Genomic DNA, 17009 nt, shown 5'->3' with positions numbered 1-17009 from the left:
CGGCCGTTCAGGCGGATCGTTCCCGGCTTCCCGTACGGCTTCTCGCGCGGCCGGCGAGCAGGACGCAGTCGCCGCACTTGCCGCCGCCGGGCAGCCGGTAGTACAGGCAGCAGCTGCGCCGGGTGAAGACCGGTCGCCCGGGGACGGGTTCGGCCAGCTCACCGGTGTTCCGCAGCAGCCCCGTCCCCAGCAGTTCCCGGCCGAGCGTGACGGCCCTCGTGGCCAGATCGGGGCGCCGGCCCGCGAGGACGCACACGGCTCCCGCCAGGGCCGAGGCGGCGTTGCCCCACAGCAGGCCCGGCGCGATCCCGACGACCTCCCGTACGGCCAGCGCCAGCGGTTCGAGCAGCCCGGTCACCACGCCGCGGTACATCGGCCCGGCGGCCTCGGCCGGGCCGGGGACACGCCGCCCCGCAGGCCGTACGGCGCGCAGCGGCAGCGGCCCGGCGGGGGCCGGGTACCAGTGCAGCCGGGCGGGGGCCAGGTCGAGGAGCAGGTCGTGGGCGGCCACGGCCCCGACGACCGGCGACCACAGACGGGCCGCGAGCCCCTGGAACTGGATGGAGGCCGCCACCCGTGGCTGGTCGGTGCCCAGGCGCACGGCGACCTCGGCGACGCGCCGTTCCAGCAGGGCGCGGTCGGTGAGCAGGTCGGTGAGCGGCCGCCAGCCCGGCTCCGCCTCGCCCTCGTCGAGTTCGAAGTAGCCGCCGACCGAGGACACCTCGGCCATCGCCGCCGAGACGGCCTCCGGGGCGGCGGGCGCGATCACGGGGGCGGGCCGGACGGGGGGCATGACGAATCACCGATCCTCTCCCGGGGAGGTCCGCCCCGGCCTGGTCTGAGGAGGCGACCACGTGAGTCTCCGGCTCCCGGCCGGAGCTCGTCGTGATCCCTCCGTCCACGACTCGCTCGCCGATCGCGGTACCGATCAGGTGCCGATCACGGTGGCGGGACCGCGCCGGACTCGTACCGGCTTCCTCTGGCCGCCGTCGCCCGCGGCGGCATCATCTCACAGGGGGCGGAGACTTCTCTGTGCTCCGGGTGCCGACCTCCCGCGGACCGGCCCGGCGGGACCCGCCCACCGCGGGGAGGGCAGACTCTTCCCCGTGAAGCGAATCCTCATCATCGGCATCGGCGCGGGCGACCCCGACCATCTCACCCTCCAGGCGGTCAAGGCCATCGGCCGGGCCGACGCCTTCCTGCTGGTGGACAAGGGAGAGGTCAAACACGACCTGGCCGATCTGCGCCGGGACATGATCGAGGCGCACGGGCGGCGGCCGTACCGGGTGGTGGAGGCCCGTGACCCGGAGCGGGACAGGACCACCCCCGCCTACGCCTCGGCCGTCGAGACGTGGCGTTCGCGGCGCGCCGACCTGTACGAGGCGTTCGTCCGCGACGAGCTCGGCGAGGACGAGACCGGGGCGATCCTCGTCTGGGGCGACCCCGGCCTCTACGACAGCACGCTCGCCGGGATCGAGGAGGTCACCGAGCGGGGGACGGTCGTCTTCGACCACGAGGTCGTCCCGGGCATCACCAGCGTCTCCGCGCTGACCGCCAGGCACCGTACCAACCTGAACCGGGTCGGCCGCCCGGTGCACATCACCACCGGCCGCCGCCTGGCGCAGGAGGGGCCGACGGCCGACGACGTCCTCGTCATGCTCGACGCGCACTGCGCCTTCGCCGACCTGGGGGACCGGGCGGAGGAGTTCCACATCTACTGGGGCGCCTACCTGGGCACCCCGGACGAGATCCTGGTCTCCGGGCCGGTGACCGAGGTGACCGGGCGCATCCGTGACCTGCGCGCGCAGGCCCGCGAACGCAAGGGCTGGATCATGGACACCTACCTGCTCAGGCGCCTGCCCCCGGCGTGAGACTCAGCTCCCGGCCGCCCGCCCCGTACCCGTACGGCCCGCGCGCCACTCGTGGGCCGGCAGCCAGACGAGTTGACGCGTTCAGCCCCCTTCAGGATGGTCTCGACCTGGTCGAGCACGTCGATCGAGGTGCCGTACCGGTCGGCGGTGGCGTAGGTGACCGGCAGCACCTTGCCGTTCTTGGCGGCCTCGACCTGGGAGGGCGGCAGTTCCATCGGGTTGTTCCCGTCGATCGCGCTGGTGCCGACCGGTAGCACGCCGAAGTCGAGCAGGGCGCCGGTGGCATAGGAGATCGAGACGATGCGCTCGACGTCGCCGGGAACGGTGATCTTCCCGTTGGTCGCCTCGACGACCCGGTCCGCGGCGGCGGGGGCTCTCCCTGCCCTGAGGGATCGGACGCGACGCCGGGGGTGCCGGAGCCGGAACCGCACGCGGTCAGGGCGGCGAGCGTGAGGAAGGACAGGCTCATGGCCAGACGGCGACGCAACGGGGCCGGAAACATACCACTCCCCATTTAGGCAAGCCTTGCCTAACCGACAAATGGAACATTCGACCCATCGGATGCGAATCTTGCCGAAAAGCGCCCTAGGTTCACGATTTTTCATGACAAATGGGCCAGCGGTATGAACCAGATCACAGATCGCCACCTTGACAGGGCACGCCGAAATCCAAAAACTGAGCTTAGGCTTACCTAAGTTATGAGGCTCGCCGCCGCCCGGACGTGGGCCCCGGGCACGGCGTCCGCCGCATCGTGGTCTCGACGCTACGGGAGACCACGATGCGGTCGGGGCCCAACGTGCCGGCCCCGAGGAGTCCCGTTCGCCGCCCGGACGGGAGGCCGGACAGGGTTCGGGCACGGCGGACCTGAACCTTGGTTCGGGGCGAGGGGGCGTCCGAGGGGAGATCCGGGGCGGGTTAGGCTGTGCGGGAACCCTCGTGCCGGCTCGCCGAGCCCGGCCGGGGCGTCTCACGGCGGTGGGGCCCGCCGTACCCGAACCGCGGCGCGCGCGCCGCCAACGGTCCCTGCTCGTGACAGCTCGCGTCCTGAACCCGGGGCGCACGCCACGTGTGGGGAGGATCATGCGCCCGGATGAGGTGGGGCCCGCAACGGTGACCGAGCCCGTCGACCCAGACGTCGATCTCACCGACGTACGGCGTCGCCGCCAGGCACGCCGCTCGCAGCTGCGCGTGCTCGCCGCGGTCGCCGCCGGAGGCTCGACCGGCGCGGCGGCCCGTTACGGGGCGTCACTGCTGTGGCCGACCCCGCCCGCGGCCTTCCCGTGGACCACGCTGGGCGTCAACGCCCTCGGCTGCCTGGTGATCGGCGTCTTCCTCGTGACGCTGACCGAGGCCTGGACCGCCCCCGTCTGGGTGCGGCCGTTCTTCGCGACCGGCGTGCTCGGTGGGTTCACCACCTTCTCCACCTACTGCGTGGACATCGAACGCCTGGTCACGGCCGGACGGCCCGGTCCGGCGCTGGCCTACATGGTCGTCACGGTCGTGGTCGCCATGGCCTCGGTGACGGCCGGGGCTCGGATCACCCGCCTGCTCCTGGCGGCGGTGAGACGGAAGGCAGGGAGAACACGATGATCATGTCTGGGCGAGGGCTGAGACTGACCGTCTTCCTCGACGACACCGACACCTGGCACCACCGTCCGATGTACACCGAGATCGTGCACCGCGCCCACGCCGCCGGGCTGGCCGGGGCGTCGGTCTTCCACGGCCTTGAGGGCTTCGGCGCCACGCAGGTCGTGCACACCACCCGGCTGCTGTCGATGGCCGACGACCTGCCGGTCGCCGTGGTGATCATCGACACCGAGGAGGCCGTCCGCGCCTTCCTGCCCCAGCTCGACGACCTGCTCATCGAGGGCGTGGCCGTACTCGACCAGGTCGAGATCGTCCACCATCGCGGCGGGCGGGCCACACAGCGAGAAGCACAGTGAGGAGCACTGTGGAGGCACGGCGAGGAGCACTGCGAGGAGGGGGAAACGGTGAACTGGCTGCTGGTGCTGGCCGGCGCCGCCGTCGGCGCGCCGCTGCGTTATCTGACCGACCGGATGGTCCAGGCCCGGCATGACACGGTCTTCCCGTGGGGGACCTTCACCGTCAACGTGTCCGGTTCCCTCGTCCTCGGCCTGCTGGCCGGGGCCGCGCTGTCCGGCGCGGTGGGCACGGAGATCCAGTTGCTGGTGGGGACCGGGTTCTGCGGGGCGCTGACCACCTACTCGACGTTCTCCTACGAGACGCTGCAGCTGGCCGAGAACGGCGCGCGTTTCTACGCGGTGGCCAACGTCGTCGCCTCGGTGATCGCGGGTCTCGGCGCCGTTTTCGTCGGCATGACCCTCGCCCGGGTCCTCTTCGCCTGACGCCCGGTCCTCCCACCTCCCCTTCACCGGTCTCCGCCGGCCTTCACGGACGGACTCCCCGGCGGAGACGCCTCCGCCGTGCCACGTGTCCGCCCCCGGGCGGTCCGGCCGCGGGTAAAGAAAGAGGCCTTCTTCCTGGATTAAGGAAGAACAGCCCTTTTTCTCATCGTTACCTCTGTGAGCTGCGGGTATGACGCGGCGTATACACAAGGTTCCGACTTTTGGGGTAGTTCATATGTTCGCGGTGCTCGTCGCGGTACTCGCGGGAGCCTTCATCTCGGCCCTGCTGGTCGTGGTCGTCCTGTCGGCGACCAGGGGCAGCCGGGCCAGGCGCCCTCAGCGGTCCGTCTCCACAGGACCTCACCGGCATGCGAACCGTGTCCTCTCCCCACTTGGCCTCGCCTACCTCCTGCAGCGCGGCCACCGGCGCTCAAGGACCCGCGCGGCCGGGCCCGGCACAGGATGACGGACTCCGAGACGCGTTCGTGATCAAGGTCGGTCAAGATCTTCCTTCCACACCCCTGTGAAAGGAAGTCCTGTGAAACGACTCGTCACGGGCATCGCCGCGACCACGGTCACCGCCTCCCTGATCACCGCCCCGGCGGCCTCAGCTCAGGTGACGGCGCCCTCGGACCCGGTCAAGGCGCTGCAGAGCCGTATCGCCCCGGGCAAAGGGGTGAGGTTCACCGACGTCGCCACCCTGGTCTCCTTCGTCGGCAGGACGCCCTTCCTACGACGCACCGGCTCCTTCCGGTACGGCAAGACAGGGGTCGTCGCCTCCGACGTCACGGCCAGTCGCAGCACCGACAAGGACCTCGGGACGGCGTCCTTCCCGCTGAGCATGCTCCCCAGGCCCGAACGGACGATCAGGGTCGGCACCACCAGCTACTACTCCGGCGGCATCTGGGCCCCCTCGAAGGGCAAGGCCTGGGTCGGGTACCCACACGGTCCGAACGCGGGCTTCAGCGGCTGGTACGGCCAGCTGGTGAACGTCGCCGAACCCGCGACCCTGAAGGCCCTGCTCGCCAAGGGCGAGAAGACCGGGAACACCTACTCGGGCACGATCAGCTTCGGCGCGCTGAACAAGGTCTCCCCCTGGATTCGGTACTCCCACCTGTCCCCGATGTCCGGGGCGGAGAAGAAGGCCGTGCTGCGCTTCACCCTCACCTTGGGCCCCGACCGGCTCCCCCGGCGGCTGGTCACCGTCTACCCGAGGTCGACCCACCTCAACGACCGAGGCGACGTCCAGGACAGAAGGCTCAGCGTCGAGACCCGCTACACCGGCTGGGGAGGCCGGGTGACGGTCAAGGCTCCTCCGGCGAGCACGGTCGACAGCGTGGGCGAGCGCAAGCGCCGTTAGGTGTGATCTCCCGACTGTGTCTCTTTGCGCCGCCTTCGGCATCGCGGGCTGTGTCTCCTTGCTCCGCCTGCGGCGTCGCGGGGCTTGGGCGCCTTCGGGTCGGTGCTTTCCCTCGTCACTGTGCCTCTTTGCGCCGCCTGCGGCGTCGCGGGCCTGGGCGCCTCCGAGTCGGCGCTTTCCCTCGTCACTCCGTCGCTGCGCTCCTGCGTTCCTCAGTCCAAGCACCGACGGCGCCCAAGCCGAAACCCCTCACGCCTGACGTTCATCGCCGTATGTGAGGGGCTGGACGTCCTCTCCTGATGACTCACCTGCGCGTGCCGCCTGGAACCGGCCGGCCTTCTCCGTCACGGTGCGTGACCAATCGGTTGGCAGTGGTGCGACGTCGGCTGAGCGGCCGTTCGCCTGGTGTTTGAGACCGCGGTCGCACGGGCGAGACGCCGGGTGCGACCCCGGTCGCATGTGATGGGAGCCTTGGGGTCGATGTGGCGCCGTGTGCCCCGCTCCGAGAATGGCCGGGTGACCGAGATCATCGCGGGGCTGTACGTGTCCCCGCTGGAACTTCTTTCCCTGCTGGGCGCCGTCGCGCTGGTGGTGGCGCGCTGGCTTCCCCCCGCCGCCCGCCCACGCGTCACGATCGCCGCGGGAGCGGTCTTCGTGCTGTCCGCGATCGCACTGGGTGTGGCGGGGATCCGCTGGCAGATGCTGCCGGTGCTGGCGGGGGCCGCCGGGGCGCTTCCCTTCGCCCTCGCTCCCCTGCTGGGACGTCGTACCGGCCGGTCGGCGTGGCGGGCCCGCTGGTGGCTGGCGTTGCCGGGGTCGACGGTCTGCGCCGTCCTGATCGCCGGGGGTCCGGTGGCCGCCTGGGCCTTCCCGGTGCCCGTGTTCCCCGAGCCGTCAGGCCGTTTCGCGGTCGGCACCCGGGTGGCGCAGTGGACCGACCCGCACCGCCCCGAGAGCTTCACCGCCGATCCGAACGACCGGCGCACGGTCGTGGTCCAGCTCTGGTATCCCGCGCGGAGGAGCCCCGCGGGCGCGCGGCGGGCCCAGTACCTCGGACGCACCGAGCAGGAGGCACGCGTCGTCTCCGGCGCCCTCGCCCGCCAGGTCGGCCTGCCCGGCTTCCTGATCGACGGCGTCCCGCGTGCCCGCTCCCGGTCGGTCCTCGACGCCCCGGTGGCCGGTGGGAGCGAACGGTTCCCGGTCGTGCTGTTCTCTCCCGGGTCGGGCGGGGTGCGCACCCAGAACACCGCCTGGGCCGAGGAACTGGCCAGCCACGGCTACGTGGTCGCCACCCTCGACCACCCGTACGACTCCGCCGCCGTCGTCCTCGCCGACGGCCGGACGATTCACACCAGGACCGCCTCCACCGGGGACCGGGACAAGGACGACAGGCTGGCGGCCGACTGGACGGCCGTCCGGGCCGCCGACCTCGGCTTCGTCCTCACACAGCTGGAGCGACTGGATCGAGGTGAGATCACCGACCCGCTGGCCGGCCGCCTGGACACCGGCCGGGCCGCGGTCACCGGCCACTCCATGGGTGGTGCCGCCGCTCTGTGGGCGGCCCGGCAGGACCGCCGGTTCGACGCCGTCATCGATCTGGACGGCTACCCCCACGGCCCCACCTCCCCCGCTCTCCACCAGCCGGCTCTCGCGCTCACCCAGGCCGTCACCCCGGGAACCGATCCGCGTTACCTCCCCCGCCTCACCGAGGCCCTCAAGTCCGGCACCGTGACGAACTACCGGCTCACCGTCCCCGGCGCCGCGCACCTCACCTTCATGGACGGCCCCCTGTACCTGCCGCCTGTGCCGTCGATCGTCGGCTCCCTGGGCCGCGCCGAGAGCCCGCGCGTCGTCGCCGCGGCCACCCTCGCCTTCCTCGACACCACCCTGCGGCACGAACCCGGTGACCTGGCCCGCGACCTGTCGGCCTACGGCGACCTCAGCGTCCACCACCCGGACAGCGGCCGTTGACCACCCGAGGAACGCCCGCGCGGGCGGCCGGCCGGTCCGACACGGATCCGGCCTATGTGCCGGTCTGTCTCATCACGGCCAGGCGCTGCGGGCGCAGGCCGAGCCTCAGGACGGTCGATGACGAGCCCCGTCAGTCACCCACGATGTCGGCGTCCGTGCGGCTTCGCAGTTCTTCGACGCTCACGCCGGGGGCGGTCTCGACGAGCCCCAGTCCTTCGGGGGTGACGTCGAGGACGCCGAGGTCGGTGATGATCCGGTTGACGCACGCCCTGCCGGTGAGCGGCAGCGAGCATCGCCGTACGAGCTTCGGGGAGCCGTCCTTGGCGGTGTGATCCATGATCACGATGACCTTGCGGACGCCGTGGACCAGGTCCATCGCCCCGCCCATGCCCTTGACCAGTCTGCCGGGGACCATCCAGTTGGCCAGGTCGCCGCCTTCGGAGACCTGCATCGCCCCCAGCACCGCCACGTCGATGTGGCCGCCGCGGATCATGCCGAACGACAGCGCGGAGTCGAAGAACGACGCGCCCGGCCGTACGGTGACCGTCTCCTTGCCCGCGTTGATCAGGTCCGGGTCCACCTCGTCCTCGGCGGGGTAGGGGCCGACGCCCAGGATGCCGTTCTCCGAGTGCAGGACGACCTCGACGTCCGGCGGCAGGAAGGAGGGGATGCGGGTGGGCAGGCCGATGCCGAGGTTGACGTGGTCGCCGTCGCGCAGTTCGGCCGCCGCCCGCGCGACCATCTCGTCACGGCTCCAGCTCATCGGGACTCCTCGAAGGTCATGACGTGGTCCGCTTCTCGACGGCCTTGTCCGCCGCCTGCTCGGGGGTGAGCGCCAGCACGCGCTGGACGAACACGCCCGGCAGGTGGACCTCGTCGGGGTCGAGCTCGGTCAGCTCCTCGACCTCGGCGACGGTGACACGCCCGGCCATCGCGGCCAGCGGGTTGAAGTTCCTGGCGGCCTTGCTGAAGACCAGGTTGCCGTGCCTGTCCCCCTTCGCCGCCCTGACCAGCGCGAAGTCGGTGGTGATGCCCCGTTCGAGCACGTACGGCCTGCCGTCGAACTCACGGACCTCCTTGGGCGGCGAGGCGACGGCGACCGAGCCGTCGGGGGCGTGGCGCAGCGGCAGGCCGCCGTCCGCGACCGGGGTGCCGACGCCCGCCGGGGTGTAGAAGGCCGGGATGCCGCTGCCGCCCGCGCGCAGCCGTTCGGCCAGGCTGCCCTGCGGGGTCAGTTCGACCTCGATGTCACCGGCGAGGTACTGCCGGGCGAACTCCTTGTTCTCGCCGATGTAGGAGGCGGTCACCCGGGCGATGCGCCGGGCGGCCAGCAGGAGGCCGAGGCCGCCGCCGTCCACCCCGCAGTTGTTCGACACCACGGACACGCCGGTCACCCCGGTGTCGTAGAGGGCCTGGATCAGCACGTTCGGGATGCCGCTGAGGCCGAAGCCACCGACCGCGAACGACGCCCCGTCGCCGACCCCGGCCAGCGCGTCCGCCGCCGTGGCGACCACCTTGTCTCTCCGCACGTGTGTTCCACCCGCCCGAGATGTTCGTTGAGTGAACTTTAGTTCACTATTGTTGTGTCGAGTATGCGGTCCTGAGTAGTTCCTGTCAAAGTGCCTGCGACGGACGAGAAGGGACCGAGAAGGGACACCGAATGGAACCGGCCGGAACCCTGGAGCGGGGGCTGGGCGTGCTGCGCGCGCTCGCCACCGAGCCGTGGCGGCGGACACGCGCGACCGACCTGGTCCGCGCCACCGGCCTGGCCAGGTCGACGGTCGACCGTGTCCTGGCGACCCTCGTCCACCTGGGCTACCTCAGGGCGGAGGAGCGCGAGGTGCTGCTCGCCCCGCGCCTGATGGAGCTGGGCGAGGCCTACCTCGTCTGCGCGGGCCTGCGTGAGGTCCTCGCCCCGCACGCCGAACGGCTCGCCACCGAGCTGGACGAGTCGGTCTCGCTGGCCGTGCCCGACGGGGACGGGGTGCGTTTCTTCGGGCAGTTCACCCGGCGGCGCGCCGTCTCGGTCGCCTTCCGGGTCGGGGACCTGCTGCCCGCGGACCGCTGCGCGGCGGGCCTGGCCCTCATCGATGACGAGGGCACGCCGTGGGCCGAGGACGACCAGCTCGTCGAACCCGGTCTGATCGCGGTCGCGGTCCCCGTCAGGGACGCCGCGGGTACGGCGCTCTGCGCGCTGAGCGTGGTCAGCCACACCAGCAGGCACACCATGGCCGGGCTGCGCGCCCACGCGGTGGCCAGGCTGCGTGAGACGGCCGCCCGGATGGAGGCCGCGCTGGCCGCCGTCCCGCCGCCCGCCCGTCCCGTGCCGCCTCCCCCCGCCGTGGACGTCTCGCGCCCGGCGAAGGAGGCGCTGGGGGCGGCCTACCTGCAGTCACTCGCCCGTGGCCTGGCCGTGCTCGTGGCGCTCGGCACGGTCCCCGGCGGACTGTCCCCCGCCGACGTCGCCAGGGTGACCGGTCTGCCGAGGGCCACCGTGGGACGGGCGTTGCAGACCTTGGAGCGGCTGGGATACGCCCGCGCCGAGGGCTCCCGTTCCATCCTGCTGCCCCGGGTCCTGGAGCTCGGATACGCCCACCTCTCGGGACTCTCCTTCGGCGAGATCGTCCAGCCGCACCTGGCGGACCTGGCCGCCGGGATCCACGAGTCGACGTCGGTCGCGGTGCTCGACGGCGACGACGTCGTCTACGTGGCACGGGTGCCCACCACGAAGATCATGCGGGTGGACATCGTCGTCGGCACCCGCTTCCCCGCGTACGCCACGTCGATGGGCCGGGTGCTCCTGGCGGACCTGCCCCGGGAACGGCTGGCCTCGATCGCCCTGCGCCCGCTGACCCGGGACACGGTCACCTCCCCTGCCGAGTTCGCGGCCGCCGTACGGCGCGCGGCCGTGGACGGCTACGCCGTGGTCGACCAGGAGCTCGAGGAGGGGGTGCGGTCCATCGCCGTCCCGGTGCGCGGCCGGGACGGCCGGGTCGTCGCCGCCGTCAACGTCGCCACCCACGTCGACCGCGCCACCCCTGCCGCCCTGGTCGAGAAGGTCCTGCCCGCGCTCGTCGAGACCGCGGCCAGGATGTCGGCCGACCTGGCCTGCGCCCGGGTGACGCCGCCGGAGCGCTGACCGGTGGCCGTCAGTCGTGGAGGGTCGTGGGGCGCACGACGCCGCTCTCGTAGGCGAAGACCACGACCTGGGCGCGGCTGCGCAGCCCGAGTTTCAGCAGGACGTGGCTGAGGTGCGTCTTCACGGTGGCCTCGGCCAGATTCAGCGCCGCGGCGGCCTCGGCGTTGGACAGTCCGCGCGCCACCTGGACCAGCACCTCGTACTCGCGGGAGGTCAGCCGCGCCAGCCGCTCGTCGCGTTCGGCCACGGACGGTGTGAGCTGGGGGGCGAACCTCTCAAGCAGGCGGCGGGTGACCCTCGGGGACAGCGCGGCCTCCCCCGCCGCCACGTCGCGGATCGCGCCGAGCAGCTCGGCGGGCCGGGTGTTCTTCGGCAGGAAGCCGGCCGCCCCGGCCTTCAGTCCTGCGAAGGCGTACTCGTCCAGGTCGAAGGTGGTCAGGATGAGCACGCGTGAGCGTGGGCAGTCCCTGACGATCCTCCGGGTGGCCTCGATCCCGTCGAGGCCGGGCATGCGCACGTCCATCAGCACCACGTCGGGGCGCAGCCGCCGGGTCATCCTGACGGCCTCCTCGCCCTCGCCCGCCTCCCCGGCCACCTCCATGTCCGGCTCGGCCTCGAACACCATCCGGAAGGCCATCCGCAGCAGCGACTCGTCGTCGGCGATCAGCAACCGGATCGTCACGGTCTTCTCTCCCCTGTCAGGTTCAGCCCTGCCGCCACCCGCCAGCCGCCGCCGGGCACCGGACCCGCGTGCAGGGTCCCGTCGTAGGCGGCGACCCGTTCGCGCATCCCGGCCAGGCCCCGCCCCGGCGTCCCGTCCGCCGCCCGTCCGGGGTGGCCGTCGTCGACGATCTCCACCTCGGCGCGCCGAGGCGTCAGCCGGACGCGGACCTCGGCCGTCGCGCCGGGCGCGTGTCTGAGCGTGTTCGTCAGCGCCTCCTGGGTCAGCCGGTAGACGGTGAGCTGGGCGGCGGCGGGGATCGTCCCGGGGTCTCCGGCGACCCGCAGGCTGGTCGGCAGCCCGGCCGCGCGCATCCGGTCGGCCAGAGGGCCCAGCTGGTCGATCCCGGGCGCCGGGTGGCGCGAGGCGTCCGCCTGCTCGGCGGGGCCGGGTTCACCCGTGCCGGGTTCGCCGGCGCCGAGAGAGCGGCGCATGTCCTCAAGCGCCTGCCTTCCGATGCCGGCGATCCGCTCCATCGCGTCGGCCGCCCGCTCCGGCGCGCGGTGCCGTACGTGGGCGGCGCCGTCGGCCAGCGCCACCATGACCGACAGGTTGTGGGTGACGATGTCGTGCATGTCGCGGGTCATCCTGGCGCGTTCCTCGGCGACCGCGAGCCTGGCCCGCTGCTCACGGTCGTGTTCCAGCGAGGCGACGTACGCCCGCCGGGCCCGCGCCCACAGACCCGTGGTGACGGCGACGGCGGCCATCGCGGTCAGCGCGGCCACCGAGAACGGGAACTGGCCCGGCGGCGCCCACCGAGCCGCGGCCAGCACCACCCCGGCCTCCAGGGCGAGGGCCGCCGGGAGCGCCCACCGCCACGGACGGTGGGCGGTGACCGTGTAGAGGGCGACCAGCAATGCGACGTCGGCGGGAAGCTGCACGCCGGCGACCCACTGGATCGCGGCGGCGGCGCCGACCGCGCAGAAGACCGTCAGCGGCGCGCGGCGCCGCCACAGCAGCGGCGCCGTCAGGGCCACCTGGAGCAGCAGCGTCCCCGGCTCTCCCCGGGACAGCACCTGGCCGGGTCCGAGCGTGACGAGAAAGATCACAGCGGCCGGCAGCGCGTCGGCGGCCAGGGACGGCCATCGGATCGGCTCCGTGGCGCAGGCCACCGGGCGGTCGCCTCGTTTCATGCCGCTCACCCTACTTGTCCTGCGAGTTCGCCCCCCATCCTTCTCAGGGAGGAGCGTCCGGGCACCTCAGCCGGAAGTCGTAGGCGTGGATCAGCCGTATGCCGCTGGCCCGGGGCCGTGCCCCGCTGCCAGCCTCGTCGGCGCAGGCATCCACCGCTCGTAAGGAGTCCCACATGTCCTTCGGCACGATCACCTCGGCGGTCGCCGGTCTGGCGCTGACCGCGGTCGCCGCGGCTCCCCTCGCCGCGCCCTTCTCTGGGCCCCTCTCTGGGCCCGTCACCGCCTCCGTCGTCCCTGCCGCGCACGCCTCGGCCGGGGCCCCCGTCACGATGAGGCTGCCCGCGCCCGGCGGGCCGTACCCCGTCGGCACCTTCGCCGTGCGCCTGGTCGATCGGTCCCGCCCCGACCCGCTGGTCAGGTCGAAGCCCTACCGGGAGCTGATGGTCAGCCTGTGGTACCCGGCCAGGGACACCGGCGGGAACCCGCGCACGGCCCCGCACATGGCTCCTCTGGCCGCGGCCGACTGGGACCGGCACTCCGCGCCGCCCATGGGCGTTCCGGCGGGCGCGGTGGACTGGGCCGCCACCCCGACCCACGCCCGCCCCGGCGCGCCGGTCGACCGCGGCGCGGGCAGGCTGCCCGTCGTGCTCTTCGGTTCCGGGGACGGCGGACCGCGCACCCTCGGCACCGCCCTGGTCGAGGACCTGGCCTCCCGCGGCTATCTGGTCGTCACCGTCGACCACACCTACGAGGCCGACCAGGTGGAGTTCCCCGGCGGGCGGGTCGTGCGCGCGCTGCCGCTGCCCTCGAAGCTGACCCCGCGCGTCATCGCCAAGCTGCTCGACCGGCACTCGCGGGCCCGTCTGGCGGACATGCGGTTCGTCCTCGGCCGGATCGCCGCCCTGGGACGCGGCGACTCCCTCGGCGCGGGGGAGCCCGCCGGGCTGCGCGGCGCCCCCGACCTGTCCCGGGTGGGGGCGCTCGGCCAGTCCCTCGGCGGGTCGGTCGCGGCGCAGCTCGTCCACGACGACCCGCGCGTGGACGCGGGCGTCAACCTCGACGGCGGCTACGTCGGCGGGGTCGCGGACGACGGCGTCGCCAAACCGTTCATGCAGCTGGCGGCCGAGGCGCACACCCGGGCGAGCGAACCGAGCTGGAAGTCCTTCTGGAGCGCCTCGACCGGCTGGAAGCGGGAGCTTCGGTTCAAAGGGGCGGCGCACGGCTCGTTCACCGACCTGCAGGCACTGCTGCCGAAGATCGCGGAGACGGTGCCGAAGGTGCCCGTCGCCGACTTCGTCGGCACCATCGACCCGGTCCGGTCCGTCGCGGCCCAGCGGGCCTACGTCGCGGCCTTCTTCGACCTGCACCTGCGGAGGAAGGCGACCACCCTGTTCGAGGCCCCCGACGCCCGCTTCCCCGAGGTCTCCCTCATCCCCTGACCCGTCGTCCGGGGAACCGGTGCGACAGAGCCCCGGCCGCCGTGACGGGCTGGTTAAATCATGACATGTAGGTTCGCAAGATCCCGGTGACGGATCACCGGGCGTGGCCGAAGAGACGGGACGAGAAGGCGGACGAGGATATGACGGGCCGTGCTGGCGCCCGGTGACCCGGCGACGGCCCACCCGAGCCGTGTCCCGGCGGGCCGTGCTCCAGGAGGCGTCCCGTGACGGCCCGCCGCACGCGCCTGGAAGGTCTGATCGCCCGGTCCCGCGTCACCGTCGACGCGCTCGATCATCTCGTCGGCGGGGTGGGGACCGGGATCCTGGCGTTGACCGCGCTGCTCTGGCTCACCGTGGTCGCGCTGCTGTGCCTGGTCGGGGCCGGGCTGCCGGTGGCCCCCGTCGCGCTGCGCGGACTGCGCGTCGTCGCCGACCGGGAACGGGTCCGGCTTTCGCAGCGGGATCCCGAGCTGGTCGGTCCCGGGCCGCCGCCCCCTGGGCTGCGCGCCGCCCTGGCCGACCCGGGCGTCCGGGGAGAGCTGGGCTGGGTCGTCTGCCACTCGACGCTGGGGTTGCTGACCGGTGTGGTCGCCATGTCGCTGCCGCTCGCCGCGGTGCGCGACCTCACCTTCCCGCTGTGGTGGCGGCTGCTGCCGCCGGGCGAGGCGGAGGACGCGGCGTTGAACCTCTGGCGGGTCGACGACCAGCGCAGCGCGCTGGCGGTGTGCGGGTTCGCCGTCGGCTGGACCGCGCTCTCGTTGCTGGTCATCCCGGGCCTGGAGCGGCTGCAGTCCTGGCCCGGGCGGCGGCTGCTGAGCGCGCGTCCCGGCGGCGACCTCGCCCTGCGGGTCGCGCACCTCACCGCGACCCGGGCCGCGGCGCTGGACGCGCACGCCGCCGAGTTGCGGCGGATCGAGCGTTCCCTGCACGACGGCACCCAGAACCGGATCGTGGCCGTCACCGTCCTGCTCGGCGCCGCCCGCCGGGCGGTGGCCCGCGACCCCGCGAGCGCCGGGGAGATCCTCGAACGCGCCCAGGGCGCCGCCGAGCAGGCCCTGGCCGAGCTGCGCGCCGTGGTGCGCACCATCCTGCCGCCGGTCCTTGAGGACAGGAGCCTGGCCGACGCCCTGTCCGGGCTCGCCGCCGCCTGCCCGGTGCCCTGTACGGTCACCGCCGACCTGCCGGGCAGATGCGCTGCCTCGGTCGAGGCCACCGCCTACTTCACGGTGGCCGAGGCGCTGACCAACGTCGCCAGGCACAGCGGGGCAGGCCGTGTCTCCGTCGACCTGAGCCTGCGGCGGGACCGGCTGCTCGTCCAGATCACCGACGACGGTCACGGCGGCGCCGACGAGCACGCCGGGTCCGGGATCGTCGGCATCCGCCGCCGGGCCGAGGCCCACGACGGGACGTTCATGATGACCAGCCCCCCGGGGGGACCGACCACGCTGAAGGTGAGCCTGCCATGCGGATCGTGATCGCCGAGGACGACCCCCTGCTGCGCGAGGGCCTCGCGCTGCTGCTGCGCGCCGAGTCGCTCGACGTGGTGGCCGCCGTGGACGGCCCGAAGGCCTTCCTCGACGCCGTCGACACCCACGAGCCGGACGTGGCCGTCGTCGACGTGCGCATGCCGCCGACCCACACCGACGAGGGCATCGTCGCCGCCGTCGAGGCCAGGCGCCGCAGGCCGGACCTGGCCGTGCTGGTGCTGTCGGCCTACGTCGAGCAGGCCTTCGCCACCGACCTGCTGATCCACGGCAGCGCCCGCCTCGGCTATCTGCTCAAGGAGCGGGTGGGACGGGTCGAGGAGTTCATGGCCGCCCTGCGCCGCGTGGCGGGCGGCGGGACGGCCATCGACCCGGAGGTGGTCGCGCAGCTGCTGTCGCACACCCGCCCCGGCAGGCGGCTCGACCGGCTCAGCCCGCGTGAGCTGGACGTGCTGGCGCTCATGGCGGAGGGGCTGGGCAACACGGCCATCGCCGAGCGACTGGTGGTCACCGAGGGCGCGGTGCACAAGCACATCCGCAACATCTTCGCCAAGCTGGACCTGGCGCCGAGCGACCGCACCGACCGGCGGGTGGCCGCGGTGCTGCAGTATCTGGAGCGGGGGGCGCCCTGAGGTCACAGGCCGGTGAGCTCCGGCGCCCGGGTGACGGCCCGCAGGATGCCGGACAGGGCGGCGCGCATCTCGCCGACGGTCTCCTGGGGCAGGTCGAGGCTGATCTCGAAGACGGTCTCGGTCTCCAGGGTGTCGGCCGTCCTCGGGGACAGCTCGAACCGGAGCACCCGGCCGTCCAGCGTGACCGCGCGCAGCCCCTCGCCGCTGCCGCGCATGCCGTGGCGCGCCATCCAGAAGGTGTCCCGGTGCCGGGAGACCAGCAGGTGCCCGGCCTGCCGGTCCCCGGGACGCTCCCGGAGGAAGACCGTCGGCTGGCCGTACTCCCAGGTGTGCTCGAAGGAGCGGGCGGTCATGGTGGCCTCGGGGAGGTAGGACAGCTCTCCGGTGACCGGCAGGGAGGGCGGCGGGGGCTCACCGGGGCTCCGGCGCTCGTGGTCGCCGCCGTAGGCGACGGCGAGCCCGAGGGGCGCGGCGGTCGGCAGCGCGGCCAGCAGCCAGTCCGGCGGTTCGTCGCGGGGGAACAGGGTCAGCTCCGTCAGCGCCGCCGTCGCGGGCACCCGCTCGAACGGCCGGGTCCGGGAGTCGACGTGGCCGGTGTAGCCCCTGCCGCGCGGGGAGAAGGACAGCTCGCAGGTGAACCAGGTGCCCTCCCCCGCCCGGTGTGACAGCTCACGCAGCCGCCGGAACGGCACCGCGAGGTCTTCGGCGAGACCTTCGACGGTGATCTCGCGGCCGTCGCGCAGGACGGTGGTCCGCGTGCGCGTGCCGACCTGGGCGTGCCGGGCGGTGAGCCGCGACCAGCCGGGCTCCGCGGCGGCGCGGACGAGGTCGCCGACGGCCGCCCGCATGCCGTGCCCCTCCTCGTGACGGGAGCGCCAGTATCCGGATTCCAT

General features: G+C 73.1%; 18 protein-coding genes and 1 riboswitch. Of the genes, 11 read left to right on the top strand and 7 right to left on the bottom strand.

Translation table 11 applies throughout. The features are described 5' to 3' along the window. Positions 1-7: 7 nt before the first annotated feature. Complete coding sequence (locus ACFYY8_RS05995) at positions 8-793, bottom strand: (2Fe-2S)-binding protein (protein ID WP_390037615.1); 786 nt, start codon at positions 791-793, stop codon at positions 8-10. 63 nt (positions 794-856) lie between these two features. After that, a riboswitch (cobalamin riboswitch) is annotated at positions 857-981 on the bottom strand. 125 nt (positions 982-1106) lie between these two features. Between ACFYY8_RS05995 and cobF the strand changes: the two genes are divergently transcribed. Further along, the gene (gene cobF / locus ACFYY8_RS05990; RefSeq protein ID WP_390037613.1) at positions 1107-1871 is read left to right on the top strand and encodes a precorrin-6A synthase (deacetylating); all 765 of its coding nucleotides are present in this window, start codon (positions 1107-1109) and stop codon (positions 1869-1871) included. Here the strand turns inward: cobF and ACFYY8_RS05985 are convergent. Continuing rightward, positions 1841-2302, bottom strand: coding sequence for a hypothetical protein (locus ACFYY8_RS05985; RefSeq protein ID WP_390037611.1), 462 nt, complete (start codon positions 2300-2302; stop codon positions 1841-1843). The two genes, cobF and ACFYY8_RS05985, sit on opposite strands and share 31 nt — an antisense overlap. Positions 2303-2981: 679 nt before the next feature. Between ACFYY8_RS05985 and crcB (ACFYY8_RS05980) the strand changes: the two genes are divergently transcribed. The 6 genes from crcB (ACFYY8_RS05980) (at position 2982) to ACFYY8_RS05955 (ending at position 7568) form a co-directional block, all read left to right on the top strand. After that, complete coding sequence (gene crcB / locus ACFYY8_RS05980) at positions 2982-3461, top strand: fluoride efflux transporter CrcB (RefSeq protein ID WP_390037609.1); 480 nt, start codon at positions 2982-2984, stop codon at positions 3459-3461. Positions 3462-3463: 2 nt separating this feature from the next. Beyond that, positions 3464-3814 carry a DUF190 domain-containing protein gene (locus ACFYY8_RS05975; RefSeq protein WP_390037607.1) on the top strand — a complete coding sequence of 117 codons (351 nt, stop codon included), beginning with the start codon at positions 3464-3466 and terminating at the stop codon, positions 3812-3814. 48 nt (positions 3815-3862) lie between these two features. Beyond that, positions 3863-4237 carry a fluoride efflux transporter CrcB gene (gene crcB, locus ACFYY8_RS05970; protein ID WP_390037605.1) on the top strand — a complete coding sequence of 125 codons (375 nt, stop codon included), beginning with the start codon at positions 3863-3865 and terminating at the stop codon, positions 4235-4237. A gap of 235 nt (positions 4238-4472) precedes the next feature. Further along, positions 4473-4703: a hypothetical protein gene (locus ACFYY8_RS05965; RefSeq protein WP_390037603.1), complete on the top strand. Its 231-nt coding sequence runs from the start codon at positions 4473-4475 to the stop codon at positions 4701-4703. 72 nt (positions 4704-4775) lie between these two features. Next, positions 4776-5597, top strand: coding sequence for a hypothetical protein (locus ACFYY8_RS05960; RefSeq protein WP_390037601.1), 822 nt, complete (start codon positions 4776-4778; stop codon positions 5595-5597). A 516-nt stretch (positions 5598-6113) separates the two neighbouring features. Continuing rightward, positions 6114-7568 carry an alpha/beta hydrolase family protein gene (locus ACFYY8_RS05955; protein WP_390037599.1) on the top strand — a complete coding sequence of 485 codons (1455 nt, stop codon included), beginning with the start codon at positions 6114-6116 and terminating at the stop codon, positions 7566-7568. 130 nt (positions 7569-7698) lie between these two features. On the opposite strand, the gene ACFYY8_RS05950 is transcribed toward ACFYY8_RS05955, so the two are convergent. Both ACFYY8_RS05950 and ACFYY8_RS05945 read right to left on the bottom strand, forming a co-directional pair. Then, on the bottom strand, positions 7699-8331 hold the full coding sequence (locus ACFYY8_RS05950; protein WP_390037597.1) for a CoA transferase subunit B: 633 nt from the start codon (positions 8329-8331) through the stop codon (positions 7699-7701). A gap of 16 nt (positions 8332-8347) precedes the next feature. Further along, positions 8348-9097, bottom strand: a complete 750-nt coding sequence (locus tag ACFYY8_RS05945; protein ID WP_390037595.1) for a CoA transferase subunit A — start codon at positions 9095-9097, stop codon at positions 8348-8350. Between the two features lie 131 nt (positions 9098-9228). On the opposite strand from ACFYY8_RS05945, the gene ACFYY8_RS05940 reads away from it, so the two are divergent. Further along, a complete protein-coding gene (locus ACFYY8_RS05940; protein WP_390037593.1) occupies positions 9229-10707 on the top strand; it encodes an IclR family transcriptional regulator C-terminal domain-containing protein in 1479 nt (492 codons plus the stop codon). Positions 10708-10717: 10 nt separating this feature from the next. Here ACFYY8_RS05940 and ACFYY8_RS05935 read toward each other — a convergent pair whose 3' ends face one another. Together ACFYY8_RS05935 and ACFYY8_RS05930 are read right to left on the bottom strand one after the other, a co-directional pair. Then, entirely contained in the window at positions 10718-11389 is a 672-nt protein-coding gene (locus tag ACFYY8_RS05935) for a response regulator (RefSeq protein ID WP_390037591.1), read from the bottom strand. After that, entirely contained in the window at positions 11386-12561 is a 1176-nt protein-coding gene (locus ACFYY8_RS05930; RefSeq protein ID WP_390037589.1) for a sensor histidine kinase, read from the bottom strand. The genes ACFYY8_RS05935 and ACFYY8_RS05930 overlap by 4 nt, the downstream gene beginning before the upstream one ends. A gap of 173 nt (positions 12562-12734) precedes the next feature. Between ACFYY8_RS05930 and ACFYY8_RS05925 the strand changes: the two genes are divergently transcribed. The 3 genes from ACFYY8_RS05925 (at position 12735) to ACFYY8_RS05915 (ending at position 16116) form a co-directional block, all read left to right on the top strand. Further along, the gene (locus tag ACFYY8_RS05925; protein WP_390037587.1) at positions 12735-14000 is read left to right on the top strand and encodes an alpha/beta hydrolase family protein; all 1266 of its coding nucleotides are present in this window, start codon (positions 12735-12737) and stop codon (positions 13998-14000) included. A gap of 224 nt (positions 14001-14224) precedes the next feature. After that, positions 14225-15475: a sensor histidine kinase gene (locus tag ACFYY8_RS05920; RefSeq protein ID WP_390037585.1), complete on the top strand. Its 1251-nt coding sequence runs from the start codon at positions 14225-14227 to the stop codon at positions 15473-15475. Beyond that, positions 15463-16116 carry a response regulator gene (locus ACFYY8_RS05915; RefSeq protein WP_390037583.1) on the top strand — a complete coding sequence of 218 codons (654 nt, stop codon included), beginning with the start codon at positions 15463-15465 and terminating at the stop codon, positions 16114-16116. Before ACFYY8_RS05920 ends, ACFYY8_RS05915 begins: the two co-directional genes overlap by 13 nt. Before the next feature lie 2 nt (positions 16117-16118). On the opposite strand, the gene ACFYY8_RS05910 is transcribed toward ACFYY8_RS05915, so the two are convergent. Then, positions 16119-17009: a hypothetical protein gene (locus ACFYY8_RS05910; protein ID WP_390037581.1), complete on the bottom strand. Its 891-nt coding sequence runs from the start codon at positions 17007-17009 to the stop codon at positions 16119-16121.

Source organism: Streptosporangium sp. NPDC001559 (assembly GCF_042893955.1).
Lineage (GTDB): Bacteria > Actinomycetota > Actinomycetes > Streptosporangiales > Streptosporangiaceae > Streptosporangium.
The sequence above is the reverse complement of the archived record's forward strand: the minus strand, read 5'-3'. Positions and strand labels throughout refer to the sequence as shown.